This is a genomic window from Fodinicola acaciae (assembly GCF_010993745.1).
Taxonomy (GTDB): Bacteria; Actinomycetota; Actinomycetes; order Mycobacteriales; family HKI-0501; genus Fodinicola; species Fodinicola acaciae.
In genome coordinates this window covers 323,906-337,120 of sequence record NZ_WOTN01000004.1, presented here as the reverse complement: position 1 = coordinate 337,120, position 13,215 = coordinate 323,906, and the positions used below count along the sequence as shown (strand labels likewise).

13 protein-coding genes are annotated in these 13,215 nt (G+C 70.3%); 6 read left to right on the top strand and 7 right to left on the bottom strand.

Annotated features, from left to right (window positions below):
• Positions 1-176 precede the first annotated feature (176 nt).
• The 7 genes from gndA to GNX95_RS36900 form a co-directional block, all read right to left on the bottom strand.
• The gene (gndA, locus tag GNX95_RS36930; RefSeq protein ID WP_163512436.1) at positions 177-1,616 is read right to left on the bottom strand and encodes an NADP-dependent phosphogluconate dehydrogenase; all 1,440 of its coding nucleotides are present in this window, start codon (positions 1,614-1,616) and stop codon (positions 177-179) included.
• Between the two features lie 154 nt (positions 1,617-1,770).
• Positions 1,771-4,662 carry an AfsR/SARP family transcriptional regulator gene (locus GNX95_RS36925; protein ID WP_246281947.1) on the bottom strand — a complete coding sequence of 964 codons (2,892 nt, stop codon included), beginning with the start codon at positions 4,660-4,662 and terminating at the stop codon, positions 1,771-1,773.
• Between the two features lie 105 nt (positions 4,663-4,767).
• Positions 4,768-5,796: a PHP domain-containing protein gene (locus GNX95_RS36920; RefSeq protein WP_163512434.1), complete on the bottom strand. Its 1,029-nt coding sequence runs from the start codon at positions 5,794-5,796 to the stop codon at positions 4,768-4,770.
• Complete coding sequence (locus GNX95_RS36915; protein ID WP_163512433.1) at positions 5,796-6,158, bottom strand: hypothetical protein; 363 nt, start codon at positions 6,156-6,158, stop codon at positions 5,796-5,798. Before GNX95_RS36915 ends, GNX95_RS36920 begins: the two co-directional genes overlap by 1 nt.
• Before the next feature lie 62 nt (positions 6,159-6,220).
• Positions 6,221-7,192: a prephenate dehydrogenase gene (locus GNX95_RS36910; protein WP_163512432.1), complete on the bottom strand. Its 972-nt coding sequence runs from the start codon at positions 7,190-7,192 to the stop codon at positions 6,221-6,223.
• Positions 7,185-8,201 (bottom strand): LacI family DNA-binding transcriptional regulator, encoded by a 1,017-nt coding sequence (locus tag GNX95_RS36905; protein ID WP_163512431.1) that lies wholly within the window; start codon positions 8,199-8,201, stop codon positions 7,185-7,187. Before GNX95_RS36905 ends, GNX95_RS36910 begins: the two co-directional genes overlap by 8 nt.
• 228 nt (positions 8,202-8,429) lie before the next feature.
• Positions 8,430-8,732 carry a hypothetical protein gene (locus GNX95_RS36900; protein ID WP_222854232.1) on the bottom strand — a complete coding sequence of 101 codons (303 nt, stop codon included), beginning with the start codon at positions 8,730-8,732 and terminating at the stop codon, positions 8,430-8,432.
• 562 nt (positions 8,733-9,294) lie between these two features.
• On the opposite strand from GNX95_RS36900, the gene GNX95_RS36895 reads away from it, so the two are divergent.
• The 6 genes from GNX95_RS36895 (at position 9,295) to GNX95_RS36870 (ending at position 13,192) form a co-directional block, all read left to right on the top strand.
• The gene (locus tag GNX95_RS36895; RefSeq protein ID WP_163512430.1) at positions 9,295-10,545 is read left to right on the top strand and encodes a helix-turn-helix domain-containing protein; all 1,251 of its coding nucleotides are present in this window, start codon (positions 9,295-9,297) and stop codon (positions 10,543-10,545) included.
• Between the two features lie 30 nt (positions 10,546-10,575).
• Complete coding sequence (locus GNX95_RS36890) at positions 10,576-11,382, top strand: creatininase family protein (protein ID WP_163512429.1); 807 nt, start codon at positions 10,576-10,578, stop codon at positions 11,380-11,382.
• On the top strand, positions 11,360-11,701 hold the full coding sequence (locus GNX95_RS36885) for a hypothetical protein (RefSeq protein WP_187369758.1): 342 nt from the start codon (positions 11,360-11,362) through the stop codon (positions 11,699-11,701). The genes GNX95_RS36890 and GNX95_RS36885 overlap by 23 nt, the downstream gene beginning before the upstream one ends.
• Positions 11,702-11,766: 65 nt before the next feature.
• On the top strand, positions 11,767-11,949 hold the full coding sequence (locus tag GNX95_RS36880; protein WP_187369783.1) for a hypothetical protein: 183 nt from the start codon (positions 11,767-11,769) through the stop codon (positions 11,947-11,949).
• A gap of 2 nt (positions 11,950-11,951) precedes the next feature.
• Positions 11,952-12,446 (top strand): tRNA adenosine deaminase-associated protein, encoded by a 495-nt coding sequence (locus GNX95_RS36875; protein ID WP_163512427.1) that lies wholly within the window; start codon positions 11,952-11,954, stop codon positions 12,444-12,446.
• A gap of 53 nt (positions 12,447-12,499) precedes the next feature.
• A complete protein-coding gene (locus GNX95_RS36870) occupies positions 12,500-13,192 on the top strand; it encodes a tRNA adenosine deaminase-associated protein (protein ID WP_163512426.1) in 693 nt (230 codons plus the stop codon).
• The last annotated feature ends 23 nt before the right edge of the window (positions 13,193-13,215 follow it).

The following is a 13,215-nucleotide window of genomic DNA, read 5'->3' as shown; positions in this document are numbered from 1 at the left end:
TCCCAGTCGGGTAGTGAGGTCAGGCAGGAAACATGCCGTTACGGTCCTGGACGGCCACCCTAACCCAGCCGGGGACATACGGGTGTCCGATTGCAACCTGCGTACGCGCAACCGCAGGTCAGCGGGCATCAGCGGACGCAATCGGAATCCGATTGCGTCCGCTGCCGACAAGAAAATCAGTCGGTGGAGACCTCCGGGCGACCCTCCTCGGCCCACAGCGTGTGGAAGGTGCCGTCCTTGTCCGTGCGCCGGTAGGTGTGCGCGCCGAAGAAGTCGCGCAGGCCCTGCGTCAGTGCCGCCGGCAGCCGCTGCGCGCGCAGACCGTCGTAGTAGGACAGAGCGGACGCGAAGCCTGGCACTGGCACGCCGTACTGCGCGGCGCCGGCCACGACCCGGCGCCACGACGCCTGCGCCTGGCCGACGGCCTCGGTGAAGTAGTCGTCGACCAGCAGCGACGGCAGGTCGCCACGTTTGTCGTACGCCTCACGGATCCGGTCGAGGAAGCGCGCGCGGATGATGCAGCCGCCGCGCCAGATCGTCGCCATCGCGCCGAGGTTGACGTTCCAGGCGTACGCCTCGGAGCCAGCGCGGATCTGGTCGAAGCCCTGCGCGTACGCGACGACCTTGGAGGCGTACAAGGCGTTGCGGACGTCGGCGATGAAGGCGTCGGAGTTGGACAGCCCCCAGTTGCCGGACGGCCCCGGCAGCTCGCGGGCGGCGACCCGCTGCTCGGCGTGGCCGGACAGCGCGCGAGCGAACACCGCCTCGGCGATGCCGGTGACCGGTACGCCGAGGTCGAGCGCGGACTGCACGGTCCAGCGACCGGTGCCTTTCTGCTCGGCGGCGTCGGTGATCACGTCGACCAGCGGCTTGCCGGTGTCGTGGTCGGCGTGGCCGAGCACCTCGGCGGTGATCTCCACCAGATACGACTCCAGATCGCCGGAGTTCCACTGCCGGAAGACGTTGGCGATGTCGCCGGGCGCCATGCCAAGGCCGTTGCGCAGCAGGTCGTACGACTCGCCGATGAGCTGCATGTCGGCGTACTCGATGCCGTTGTGCACCATCTTCACGAAGTGGCCGGCGCCGTCCGGGCCGACGTGCGTGCAGCACGGCGTGCCGTCCACATTGGCGGCGATCGACTCCAGCAGCGGGCCGAGCGACTCGTACGCCTGCGCCGAGCCGCCGGGCATGATGCTCGGACCGTGCAGCGCGCCTTCCTCACCACCGGAGATGCCGGTGCCGACGAAGTGCAGGTCGGCCTTGCGCAGCTCGGCCTCGCGCCGGCGCGTGTCGGTGAACAGCGCGTTGCCGCCGTCGACGATCACGTCGCCCGGCTCCATCAGCGGCGCCAGCTCCTCGATCACCGCGTCGGTCGGGCCGCCTGCCTTGACCATGATGATCACCCGGCGGGGCCGCTCCAGCGACGCCACGAACTCCTGCATCGAGGTCGACGGGACGAACGTGCCTTCGTCTCCGTGCTCGGCGACCAGCGCGTCGGTGCGGGCCTGGCTGCGGTTGTGCAGAGCCACCGCGTGTCCGTGTCTGGCGAGGTTGCGGGCCAGGTTGCGGCCCATGACCGCCAGTCCGGTCACCCCGATCTGTGCCTGTTCAGCCATCTGCCGGTCTCCCCTTAACGTTTTGCTACCGCATCGTTCCTACCAGGCGTGCTGGCCACGCGCGTCCTGGGACGGTGCGGGAAAATGGACAAACAGGCGAGAAAGTCACCCGTTGTTGAGGGCAACCCACGAAACGCCGGGGATAGTCCGTGATTCAACTCGCAGCCGCGGACAGCTTGGCCGCGATCCGGTCGGCGTCGGCCAGGCCGAGCGCGGCCAGCAGGTCGGCGCTGCGCCGCCAGTACGCGGCCGCTTTCGTGGCCGAGCCGGCCGCGTGGTGCGCGTCGCCGGCCGCGTCGAGCAGCTGCGCGTGGTCGAGTGGTGGACAGCCGTGTTCGACCAGCGGCAGGCACTGCTCGACCAGGTCGACGGCCTTCGCGCCGCGGCCACGTCGTACGGCCAGCTGTGCCATCCGGGCCAGCGCGCGAGCCTGCATGAGCCGGTCGCGGTTCTGCCGCGCGACAGTCAGGCACTCGGCGAAGAAGGTGTTGCTCTCGGCCAGCCGGCCGGCGGCTCGGCAGGCGTCGCCCCGCGCCAGCAGGCCATACGCGTCGGCGACCCGTGCGCCGAGCGCGAGCAGCTGGTCGGCCGCGGTGTGCAGCGTCTCGGCGGCTCCCGGCCGGCCGTAGGACAGCAGCGTCTGGCCGGTCCAGAACGTGGCCTCGTAGAACAGTTTCTCCGCCGGCGCGCGCCGAGCCAGCTCGGTGGACTCGGCAAACGTACGCAGTGCGACCTCGACTTCGCCGCGTGCGGCGGCGATGCGGCCAAGGTAAACGAGCGCGTGCGCCTCCGCGCCGAGGTCACCACTCTCGCTCAGCAGCGCGCGTGCCTCCTGCAGCAGATCCCACGACCCGTGCAGGTCTCCGGCGGCCATCGCCATGATGCCGCGGTGCCGCAGCGCGAGTCCGACGCCGTGGCCGTCGCCGATCTCGGTGAACAGCTCATGTGCGCGATCGATCTCGGCGACCGCCTCGGCATATCGCCGGCGACCCGCGTGCAGTGCGCCGAGCTGCAGGCCGACCGCGGCCTGGCCGCGTGAGTGACCGAGCCGGATCAGGGCGGCCAGTGCGTACGCGCCGGCGTCGCGCCAGTCCTCACCCTCGTCCAGTGCGGAGAACTCCTCGATCGCCAACGCCGCCAGTTCCCAGCTGAAGTCGGCCAGCTCGGCCTGGTCGGCCGCCTGCCGTACGGCGGCCATCAGGTTGGCGCGCTCGGAGTCCGGCCAGGCCAGCGAGGCGTCCAGCAGCAGCTCGGGCCAGCCGTCCGGTGGCGACCAGCGGGCCGCGTATGTCTGCTGGCCACGACCGAAGACGGCCGCATGCGCGCGGTCGAGCAGGGTCAGCCAGGCGCCGAACGCACGTGCCAGTGAGGCCGTACGCTCCGCTGCTTCCTCCTCCGTACGCACGCGTTCGCGCGCGTACACGCGGAGGAGGTCGTGGAAGCGATAGCGGTGCTGGCCTGCGGCATCGCGGCCGGCTGACTCCAGCAGCTGCGTGTCGACCAGCTCGGCCAGCAGCGGCTCGGCGTCCGCGATCGCGCAGTCCAGCAGCGCCGCGGCGACCCAGCCGGCCACGTCCGGACTGTCCAGCAGGCCGAGCAGGCGGAACAGCCGCGCGGCCGGCTCGGTCAGGCCCTGGTAGCTGAGCGCGAAGCTGGCGCGCACCTCCAGCTGGCGATAGCGCAGCTCGTCGAGCCGCCGGTGCTCGTCGCCGAGCCGGTCGACCAGTTCGCGCAGCGTCCAGTGCGTACGCGTGACCAGCTTGGCGCCGGCGACCTTCAGCGCGAGTGGCAGGCCGCCGCACAGCTCGGCCAGCTCGCGCGCCGCCTCGGCGTCCTCGCGGTCGCCGACCATCCGGTGGATCAGGTCGAGGCTGTCGGCCAGCTCCAGCGGCCGCAGGTCGATCTGGTGGCCGACCGGCAGCCGCACCCGGCTGGTGATGACGACCCGACAGGTGTCGTTGTCCGGCAGCAGCGGCTCGATCTGGCGTTGGTCGGCGGCGTTGTCGAGCACGACGAGCAGCCGGCGGCCGGCCAGCAGCTCGCGATAGAGGGCGGTCCGCTCGCCGAGGCTGTCCGGGATGGCCGCAGACGGTGTGCCGAGCGCGCGGAGGAATCCGGCGAGTACGGCGGTCGGGTCGCCGGGACGGCCGTGCGCGCCGGCCAGGTTGACGTAGAGCTGGCCGTCTGGACAGCTCGGCCGCAGCCGGTGGCCGATGCGGATCGCCAGCGCGGTCTTGCCGACGCCGGCCGGACCGCTGATGGCGATGATCCGGTGGTCGGCGTCGAGATGCTCGTGCCGGCCGGCGAAACCGGCGACGTCGGCCGGCAGCTGCGCCGGCACCGGGACGTACGCGCCGGCGCGCACCTCGCGCTCGATCCGGCGCAGCTGTGGACTCGGGTCGATGCCGAGCCGGTCGGCCATCGCCGCGCGGCCGCGCTCGTACACGGCCAGTGCGTCGGCCTGCCGGCCGGCGCGGTGCAGCGCGCGCATCAGTTGACCGACGAACCGCTCTCGCCACGGCCACTTCTCGACCAGGTCGGTGAGCTCGTCGACGAGTCCGGCAGTGCCCGCGAGATTGCCCGCGAGATCGGCGTCGACGCGGCTCTCAATCGCGGCCAGCCGGCGGTCGGTCAGCTGGTCGGCGGCGGCCTTCAGCTCCTCGACGTTGTGCAGGCCGGCGTACGGCTCGCCGCGCCACAGGCTCAGCGCTTCGCGCGGCCGGCCTTCGCCGACCAGCTCGGTGAACCGGTCGGCGTCGAGCTCACCGGGGTCGACGCGCAGCCGATAGCCGGTCGGCTCGCGGCTGATCCGCGCCGGATCGTCCATCAGCTGGCGCAGGTGATGCACGTACACCTGGAGGTTCTTGCCGGCGGTCTTCGGAGGGGTGGCACCCCAGACGGCGTCGATCAGCTGGTCGACCGGCACGACCTGGTTGGCCTTGGCCAGCAACACGGCGAGGGTCAGCCGCTGCTTGCGTGGACCGAGCGCGATCGGCTCACCATCGCCGGTGGTGGCGGCGAGGTCGCCGAGCACGCCGAACCGCATGGACACCTTCTTATTATCGCCGACCCCACCAAACGATCGAGCTGGTCGGATGGCCACCATGCGTGCGCTGGACGCACGCATGGTGGCCATGCGGTCATCAGGCGCTCAGGCCGGCAGGCGGCGCTCGCGGCTCCAGGCCAGCAGGTCGTCGACCGGCCAGGTGTTCACGATCCGCTCCACCGGCGCGCCGCTGAGCGCCGCGCGCTCGCAACCGTACGGCTGCCAGTCCAGCTGTCCCGGCGCGTGCGCGTCGGAGTCGATCGACATCAGGCAGCCGGCCTCGATCGCCAGCCGGAGCAGCCGCTTCGGCGGGTCCAGCCGGTCCGGCCGGCAGTTGATCTCCACCGCGACACCCGCGTCGGCGCAGGCCGCGAAGACCTGCTTCGCGTCGAACTGCGACTCCGGCCGGCTCTTGCCCTTCACCTGCCGGCCAGTGCAGTGGCCGAGGATGTCGACGTGCGGATTGGACACCGCGGCGAGCATCCGCGGCGTCATCTCGTCTGCCGGCATCCGCAGCTTGCTGTGCACCGAGGCCACGACGACATCGAGCTCGGCCAGCAACTCTTCCTCCTGGTCGAGCGTGCCGTCCTCGTTGATGTCGACCTCGATCCCGGTCAGTACGCGAAACGGCGCGACCGCCTCGTTGACCTTGGCGATCTGGTCGAGCTGCTTGCGCAACCGCTCGGCGGACAGGCCGTTGGCCACCTTCAGCCGCGGCGAGTGGTCGGTGACGACCAGATACTCGTGGCCGAGCTCGACCGCCGCGATCACCATCTCGGTCAGCGGCGAGCCGCCGTCGGAGGCGTCGGTGTGGCTGTGGCAGTCACCGCGCAGCGCGGCGCGGATGCGCTCTCCGCCGGCAGCGACCGGCTCGCCGCCGGTGGCCTCCATCCGGCGCAGGTAGACCGGCTCCTCGCCGGCCACCGACTCGGCGATGCACCGCGCGGTCACCTCGCCGACGCCTTTGATCTCCTTCAGCGTGCCGTTCGCGGCACGCTCGGCCAGGTCCGTACGCCCGGCGATCGCGGTCGCGGCGGACCGGAAGGCCCGGACGCGATACGTCGACTCGCCGGCCTTCTCGAGCAGAAACGCGATGCGCTTCAGGTCTGCGAGCGCATCGCGCGGTTCGGTCATCAGTGCAAGCGTAGCGACGACGCGTCGGTGCAGCCGGTGGACAGCAGCCGTGTCGCCGCGACGTGCACCTGCTCGGCGCACCGCTCGGCCAGCCGTGGGCTGCCGGCGGCGGGGATCTCGGCCCAGTGGTAGTGGCCGCCGGTCACCGGATGCCAGTGCTCATAGCCGAGCGGCTGCACGTAGAGCACCGCCTCGCCGTCGGGCAACACCTCGGTGCGCAGGGTCATCGGACCGGTCACCGTGCCGGCGTCGTCCGTACGGACACCACCGTCGCGAGGCTCGATGCCGCTGATGAAGGACCAGCCTTCGACAGGTGCGAAGGCGTCGATCCCAGTGCCGTTTGAGGTGTCGAAAGTACGCACGTGCAAAGCATCTCCCATCAGGTGACGATCACCGTTTCGGGGTCGTGCGGCTGACCTGCGCATCATCGGCCAACGGGCCGGACGGTCGACACCGACTGTCCGTTATCGGCCACCGTACTCAACACGGCGGTCACCCAACCACCCTCCCGGCCGAGGGCCAGCAAACCCTCGGCGGTCGCCGCCTCGGTCCGCTCGTCACCGGCTGCTGGCGGCCAGTCGGCGCGTACGCGTTGGCCGCGGGCCAGCCACGGCGTCAGCGCGGCGATCGGATCCGGCGCGTCGAGCAGCCGCCGTGCCTCGGACAACTCCGCGATCAGCGCATCCAGCCGAGCCGCCAATGCCTCCGAATTGCCACCACACATCGCGGCGGTCAGCTCCGCGCGCGTTGCCGCCACGCGCGTACCGTCGCGAAACGACCCGGCCGCCAAGCCAAGTGCGAGCGGCGCATCGGCGCCGACCGCGATGCCGTTGGCGACGAGATGCGGCAGATGGCTGATCGCCGCGACCACTTCGTCGTGCTCGGCCGCGGTCGCCGGCACGACGCGAGCGCCGAGACCGGTATATACGTCCGCCAGCGCGAGCCAGTCGTCGATCTTCGTGCCTTCGTCCAGGCACAGGACCCACGCGCGACCGGTGAACAGGCCCGGGTCGGCCGCCGCGAAGCCGGACCTCTCCGTGCCGGACATCGGATGGCCGCCGACATAGCGAACCTCTGGCAACACCTTCGCCACCAACTCGGCCGGCCGTCGCTTCACCGAGGTCACGTCGGTCAGTACGCCGTCGAAGTGGCCGAGCCGCGCCAACACCTCTTCCATCGCCGGCAGCGGCACCGCGACCACCGCGATGGCGGCTCCATCGACCGCCTCCGCCACGCTGCCGGCCGCGCCCGCGGCTTCTCGCGTACGCGCGTCGATGTCGTACGCGCTGACCTCATAACCAAGCTCGCGCAACCGCAGCAGCAGCGACCCGCCGATCAATCCCAGCCCCAGCACGCTGATCTTTGGCCTGTGGCCAAAACGCTGATCGTCAGCCATGGGTCGATTCTCGTACGACCAGTTCCGGCTTGAAGACCAGCTGCTGGTGCCGGTGGTCGGCCGGGTGGTCGCACTCGTCGAGCAGCAGCTCACCGGCTCGCCGCGACACTTCGGCGGTCGGCTGGCGTACGGAGGTCAGCGACACCGGTGCCGCCGACGCCAGCTCGATGTCGTCATAGCCGACGACGGCCACGTCACGCGGCACGCGTACGCCGTGATGCAGCAGGCCACGCAGCACACCGAGTGCCAGCACGTCGTTGGCGCAGAAGATGCCATCCGGCGTCCAACTCGTCAGCAGCTCACCGGCCGCGCGCTCGCCGGCCGCCGGCGTCATCATCTCCGGCACGATCACCTCGCGCAGGTGCTCGCGCACCGGCAGCTTCGCGCGCCGCAGCGCACGCCGTACGCCGGCGCGCCGGTCGGCGAACTGCCGCGTCGTCCACGGCCCGGTCACCAGGCCGATCCGCGTACAACCCGCCGCGAGCAGATGGCTGGCGGCCAGATCGCCGCCGTGCACGTCGTCCACCGCGGTCGAGCACTGGTCCGGCCGATCGCTGGCCCTGTCCACGAGTACGACCGGCGTGCCGCGCGACCGGAGCGTCGTCACAACGTCCGGCATCTCGCGCAACGGCGACAGCAGCACGCCGCTGACCTGCTGCTCGAGCAGCGCGCGCAAGTAGGCGGACTCCTTCTCGGCGGAGCCGGCGCTGTTGCACAGGTATAGAAGGTATCCGCGCTCCACCGCCGCGTCCTCGGCAGCGCGCGCGACCTCGGCGAAGAACGGGTTCATCACGTCGTGCACGACCAGACCGATCGTGCGCGTACGTCCCTGCCGCAGCTGCCGCGCGGAGGCGTTGCGGACGAAGCCGGACCGCGCGATGACCCGCTCGACCCGTTCCCGGGTAGCCGGCGCGACCAGGTCCGGCCGGTTGAGCACGTTGGACACCGTGCCGACCGAGACGCCGGCGGCCCGTGCGACATCGCGGATGTCGCGAATGCGTTCGGCCATCCCTGCCCCTCACACCAAGTGGGACAAAGCGTACGGCCGGCCGCATGGCGGCGCGCCGGCAACTCGTGCGAAAATCTCTCTGACCAGATGTCGCTGCTGGTGGAGCTGCGATTATGCGCGCACCGGATGAAATCGCGTACGCCGGGTGACCGCCGGTCCATCGAACGCACGTGCACCGGTTTGCACGTGCGTTCGCACGGTCGAGATCACATTACGGCCAGAAATCGGCTAATCGCGCGTGTCGAGGTAGATCAGCTCGGTCGCGCCGTCATGTCCGTGTACGCCGAGGATGTCCTCGACGTGGTCCCAGACGGTGATCTGGTCGATGCCGCTGGTGATGCCGCGCCACCGGGTCACCGCCTTGCCGTCCGCGTACGCCGTGCCCCAGGCGACCACGCCGATGCCGGACACGCCGCTCACGTCGGCGTGCCGATAGAGCACGAACTGCCGCGGCAACTCGTCGGGTGCGATCGGAAAGGTGACGGTGCGGGACCTGGCGGTCGGCCTGGTGATGGTCCCCGGCCGGCTCATCGTGCGGGCCTTGGACCTGCGATTTCGACGTTCAACGGGACGACGGTGACCGCTGCCGGCAGGTTGGTCGGCCGGCCGTTCGGCCATCGCGGCGGGGCTGTCGCCGGCCCTGTCGCTGGTCCTGGCGGCGGCTGCTTCGCGACCTTCGCGTGCGAGCGCGGCCGTTCCTCGGACTCCGACTGCTGCACTACCCCCGACAGGTTCACGCCTGGTCCCCCTCCCCATGCGGGTGCACTCCGATGTGTGGCCGTACCCGTCTGGATCTACCCCCTGGGTGACGGCATCCACACCCGCCGTGACGAGAAGCATACGAGTTGTCCGTTAACGTGCATCTGCACGTGCAGAATAAGTATTATGCGCGTAGCGAATATCGGAAAAACCCGAGGATAACGTGGGCCTCGCCGGTCACCACCGAACCGATGACCGGTCACCTTGGGGGGTGGGATAAGTGTCGGCAAGGTATTGCGCCGGTTGCGGCGCTCGCCTCGCGCATGACAACCGTGAAGCACGCTGCTCGCCGTGCTCGCGGGTGGAGAACTCGCAAGGACAGCGAGCGCCGGAGATGAGCCCGGAGTTCTGGGCCACCGACCAGATGCGCGACGCGCTCGCCAGCCGCGACATGGGCGTCGTGGTGCGCGCGTACCGTCGCCATCCGTCACACGGCCCGCGGCCGCTCTCGCAGGCCCGGCTGTGCCGTTGGCTGGGGATCACCCAGGGCCAGCTGAGCCGGATCGAGACCGGTCACAACCGGGTCCGTGAGCTGGACAAGCTGATCGACTACGCGCGTTGCCTGCGGATCCCCAGCGAGCTGCTGTGGTTCGACGTCGACGACCAGCCGACCAGGGAACGTCCGGACCAGCAGGCCGGCACGATGATCCCGCTGCCCGGCGGTCCGATGGTGTCGGCGGCGGCCAGCCGCACCGAGCCGGCACTCGCCGAGTCGCTGCTCGGCACGCTGCGCCAGTACGCGACGACCGACAACATCGCCGGTCCGCGCTCGCTGCTGGCCGTGGTGCCGCAGCAGGTGGCGTTCATCGAGCGGCTGCTGGACGGCACCGTCGGCCGCGGCCGCGTCGACCTGCTCAAGGCCGGCGCGCGGTTCGCCGAGTTCGCCGGCTGGCTCTACCAGGACGTCGGCGACCTGCGGTCGGCGATGCAGTGGACCTCCGGTGCCCTGGACATGGCCGACGAGGCCAACGACCGGCACCTCGCGTCGTACATCCGGATGCGTAAGAGCAACATCGCCAGCGACGCGCGCAAGCCCGACCTGGCTCTCGCGCTCGCGCGGGCTGCACTGCAGACCCCGCAGGTGCTGGCGCCGCAGGTGCGCGCGGTGGCGTTGCGCCAGGAGGCGTACGCACACGCGCTGAAGAACAACCACGACGCCTGCGCGCGAGCCCTGGAGCAGGCGTTCCGATACGCGGTGAACGGCAAAGAGGCCGGCACCAGCAACGAGTCGTCGGATCTGGCCAACTACTGCACCACCGAATACCTGGAGATGGAAGCGGCGCACTGTTGGGTCGAGCTCAACAAGCCGAAGAAGGCCATCTCCACCCTGCAGGAGGGCCTGGCCGCCTGGCAGCCGACCTTCCGGCGCGACCTGGGGCTGTGCCTGGCGCGGCTCGGTGTGGCGCACGCGCGCGACAACGAGCCGGAGCACGCGGTGACGGTGGCCGAGCACTCGATCGCCATCGCCGCGCAGACGCGGTCGCATCGCACCGAGAAGCAGTTGCGGCGGATCCACGACATTCTCCTCGCTGGCGGTGCTCGCGGCGAGGCCCAGCGACTACAGCACGCTCTCGCCGCGTTGTAACAGCTGGGAACACCTGACAGGAGATTCTCCGTGGACCTCTTCACGACAGCGACGTCGACTGATGAGTACGGCCGCGATTCCCGGATAGCCGTGCTGCCGGTCGGCAGCTTCGAGCAGCACGGCGATCATCTGCCACTGGCGACCGACACGATCGTCGCGTGCCTGATCGCCAAGCGGATCGCGAAGGCGCACAGCCTGTTCCTGCTTCCTCCGGTCACCATGTCGTGCTCGCACGAGCACGAGGGCTTCCCCGGCACGGTCAGCATTTCCGCGAAGACCCTGATGGCCGTCGTCGACGACGTACGGGCCAGCCTGGCCAGGGCCGGCATCCGCCGGCTGGTGATCGTCAACGGCCACGGCGGCAACTACGTGCTGTCCAACGTGGTCCAGGAGGCCAACGTGGACGGCCCCTGCGTCAGCCTCTTCCCCGGCCGCGCCGACTGGGAGACGGCCCGCCGATACGCCGGCCTGACCACCACCGACGGCGAGGACATGCACGGCGGCGAGATGGAGACCTCGCTGCTGATGGCCGAATGCCCGGAGTACGTCCGGCCGACGTACCTGACCAGCGACTACCACGCCGCCGAGCGGCCGCACCTGCTGGTCGTCGGGATGCGGGGCTACACGCCGAGCGGCATCATCGGCCGATCGTCGGAGGCCACCCCGGACAAGGGCAAGGACCTGCTGGACAGCCTGACCGAGTCGTTCGCCGACCACCTGCGGGTGCTCGCGTTGCAGCCGGCACCGGTGCCAGGGGGGACCCTCCCCGGGCTAGTGTCGGTGCATTGCGACGGTCCCCGTGGAGAGGTTTTCGGTGTCCGAATCAGCGGATCCTAGTTTTCCGCAGCAGCACCATCCGGCGGTCGCGTACCGGCCGCCGGGCTATCGCGAGACCCGGCCGATCCGCGCCGGGCTGGTGGCCGCCGGCTTCGGCGGCACGCTGCTGTTGTACGTGCTGGAGACGGTCGCGATCAGCTGGACCCCGACCGCGCTGACCGCCGGACTCGCCGTGACCATCGCGATCCTGAGCGCGGCGGCCTGGTTGTTGTTGCGGTTGGGTGACCGCGGCGTCGCGGTGGGTTCGGCGCTGATGTCCGGATCCGCACTGGCCGCATTGGTGGTCGTACTCATCGTGTCGACGTGGGTGAACAGATGAGTCCCCGGCGGGGAAAATCCGCGCGATCGCTTGACCGCGGCGAGTCTTCTCGGCAGGGTTTTTCCATGCCCGGTTTCACCATGCCCTCCTGGAGCTTGCAGCGACTGGACCCGGAGCGGCACCGGCGGCGCGCGCAGCTGCTCGCCGAGATGGCGGAGGCGCAGTCCCTGCGCGCGCGGGTGGCGCAGCGGCGAGCCAGGGTCGACCGGCTGCGCGAGATCATCGCTCAGCGCAAGCGCATCGCCTGATCATGGCCGAACCGGACGACGGGCTCGGGGGCTTCGCGCTCGTCGTGGTGCGTACGGAAGGTGTCTGGTCGGTGCGGCGTCTCTCCGACGAGTTGATCGACGACCTGGACGGTCTGATCGACGCGCTCACGGAAGGCAACCCGGCGGCGAGCTCGTTCGTCATCGTGAACGTGGACGACGAGTTTTTCGCGATCCTGCGGGAAGGCAGCGGTGAGCAGCCGCGGATCCTGTTGTCCGACGTGACCGCCGCCGCCGACTACGACCTCGCCGCGGAGCTGCTCGACCTGCTCGGCGAGGAACAGCCGGAGGACCTCAGCGACGTGTGGCCGGCCGGCGATCGCGGCATTCTCGCCGATTACGGACTCAACGACCTGGAGCTCGGTGCCATCCTCGCCGACCTCGACCTCTACGCCGACGAGATGGTGTCGGCCATCGCGCACCGGCTCGGCTTCGCCGCGGAATACTCGACCGCGGTGGATTTGGGCCCGGTCCGATGAGCACCGAAGTTCCCCTTTAAATTGGTACGGGCCGCAGGAACTGAGGGAGAACTGTGTCGTACTACGCCGCTGCTCTGACGCGTACGGACGGGGACTGGACCGCCGCTGAGCTGGACCTCGACGACGTGGAGGATGTCGACGAAGCCGCCGAGGCGCTTCGCGAGTCGGCGCCGGACGCCGACACCGCTCTGCTTTTCGTGGAGTCCGAGGACGAGTTTCTCGCCGTGCTCCGGCTCGACCAGGACGACGATTTCCGGGTTTTCGGCAGTGACGCGGCATTCGCGTCGCTGTCGCGGGTCGGCGCGGCGCTGCTCGCCGACCTGGAGCCGGTGCGTACGCCGGCGCGTGGCTCGGGCATCGAGGCGGTCGAGGACGTGGACGAGATCGACGAGCTCGACCAGGAGCTGGACGACGAGGAGGCCGAGGACGAGGATCTCGACGACCTCGACGAGGCCGACCCCGACCGGCCGACCGGTCCAGCCGCCGCCGCGGCGGTCGCCGAGCGGGACAGCGGCGACTCCGACGAAGATGGCGGCGACGACTCCGAGAGTGGTCGCGGCACCGCCAGCGCCGGCGAGCCGGTCGGCGACCCTGGCCTGCTGTCCGACCTCGGCACCAGCGCCAGCCAGCTGCTCGCGTTGGTCGCGCACGAAGGCATGCTGCCCAGCGACGTGATCGCCGACGTGTGCGAGCGCGCCGGTTGCGGCTCGGAATACGAGGACCTGCGGGACAACGCGACGCTGTGATCTCGCCCGCGGACGAGGAGCGG

Coding starts and splice junctions, on each gene's coding strand:
- GNX95_RS36900 (WP_222854232.1), bottom strand. CDS start 8,732: ATGAGCCGGCCGGGGACCATCACCAGGCCGACCGCCAGGTCCCGCACC.
- GNX95_RS36905 (WP_163512431.1), bottom strand. CDS start 8,201: ATGGCCGAACGCATTCGCGACATCCGCGATGTCGCACGGGCCGCCGGC.
- GNX95_RS36920 (WP_163512434.1), bottom strand. CDS start 5,796: ATGACCGAACCGCGCGATGCGCTCGCAGACCTGAAGCGCATCGCGTTT.
- GNX95_RS36910 (WP_163512432.1), bottom strand. CDS start 7,192: ATGGCTGACGATCAGCGTTTTGGCCACAGGCCAAAGATCAGCGTGCTG.
- GNX95_RS36875 (WP_163512427.1), top strand. CDS start 11,952: ATGGCCGAACCGGACGACGGGCTCGGGGGCTTCGCGCTCGTCGTGGTG.
- GNX95_RS36895 (WP_163512430.1), top strand. CDS start 9,295: ATGAGCCCGGAGTTCTGGGCCACCGACCAGATGCGCGACGCGCTCGCC.
- GNX95_RS36880 (WP_187369783.1), top strand. CDS start 11,767: ATGCCCGGTTTCACCATGCCCTCCTGGAGCTTGCAGCGACTGGACCCG.
- GNX95_RS36925 (WP_246281947.1), bottom strand. CDS start 4,662: ATGCGGTTCGGCGTGCTCGGCGACCTCGCCGCCACCACCGGCGATGGT.
- gndA (WP_163512436.1), bottom strand. CDS start 1,616: ATGGCTGAACAGGCACAGATCGGGGTGACCGGACTGGCGGTCATGGGC.